The 1,435-nt window shown below is 48.4% G+C and carries 1 protein-coding gene; it reads right to left on the minus strand.

All coding sequences use genetic code 11. From position 1 onward, the window contains the following. On the minus strand, positions 1 to 1,435 hold a 1,435-nt coding region (gene fusA / locus CVU71_18630; GenBank protein ID PKN16651.1), incomplete at both ends, for an elongation factor G.

The following is a 1,435-nucleotide window of genomic DNA, read 5'->3' on the forward strand; positions in this document are numbered from 1 at the left end:
GTTTTGCCTTTAATGGTTTCAAAATAGGGAACTTTCGGTGTGTTCAGGTTGACTTCAACACCGAATTTTCGTTTCATTTTTTCTACGTTGACTTCAATATGCACCTGTCCCATGCCGGAGAGAATCATCTCCTTGGTCTGGACATTGCGAGAAAAAACAATGGTCGGGTCTTCTTCCGTCAGGCGGTGGATGGAAGAAGCAATCTTGTCTTCGTCACCGCGTGATTTCGGTTCTACGGCAAAAGACATGATCGGCGGCGGAATGGCTACTTTTTCGAAGACAATCGGCGCTTTTTCGAAGCAAAGGGTGTCGCCGGTAACGGTTTCCTTCAGTTTGGCGACGCCGGCGATGTCTCCGGGAATAAGGACTTCCGCCTGTTTCTGATTTTTGCCTTCCAGAAAGAATATATGCCCGAATTTTTCCGTGATTTTTTTAGAAGAGTTATAAACAGCGGAATCAGAATTAAGCTTGCCGGAATAAACCCGGAACAATGTCAGACGTCCGGCGTAAGGATCGGCGATGGTTTTGAAAACAATGGCGGAAAAAGGAGCATCTTCCGACGGCTGTCTTTCTTCAACGGTGTCCGTGCCCGGTTTATGACCTTTCACAGGTCCGCGATCAACGGGTGAAGCGAATGAACTGACGACCAGATCCATCAGCATCGTCACGCCGATGCCTTTGCTGGCTGAACCGCATATTACGGGAATCACGCTGCCCGACAGGACACCTTTTTTCAATCCGGTTTTAAGCTCATCGGCGGAAAGTTCACCGGCTTCCAGGTATTTGTTCATCAGTTCATCATCGGCCTCCGCGATATCTTCAACCATGGATGCACGAAGCGCATTCGCTTCATCCATCAAATCCGCCGGGATTTCTGATGCTTTTCCGACGCCTTTGTTGTCGGCGAACGTATAGGCTTTCATTGAAATGAGATCGACAATCCCCTGAAATTTATCTTCTGCGCCGATGGGCAGGCAGACGGGGGTTGCCTTCTTCTTGAGTTTTGTTTTGATGCTTTCCAGTACCTTGTTGAAATCGGCCCTTTCACGGTCCATGCGATTGATGAAAATCATGCGGGGGAGGGAATATTCATTGGCCAGTTCCCAGACTTTCTGTGTCTGAAATTCAACGCCGCCAACGGAATCAATCACTACTACCGCGTTGTCCACGATACTGATTGAACACTTGATGTCAAAGGTAAAGTTGGAGTCGCCCGGCGTATCGACGATGTTGATTTTATGTTTATCCCATTCAACAAAATTGGCTGCGGACGATATGGAAACGTGTTTTTTCTGCTCCTCCGGTTCAAAGTCCATGGTGGATGAACCGTCGTCAACGCGTCCCAGACGCTCATTTTTCCCGGAGACAAATAACAGGGATTCGCAAAGAGAGGTTTTGCCTGTTCCGCCGTGGCCGATTACAGCCACATTTCTGA

The organism is Deltaproteobacteria bacterium HGW-Deltaproteobacteria-6, from assembly GCA_002840435.1.
Taxonomy (GTDB): domain Bacteria; phylum Desulfobacterota; class Syntrophia; order Syntrophales; family Smithellaceae; genus UBA8904.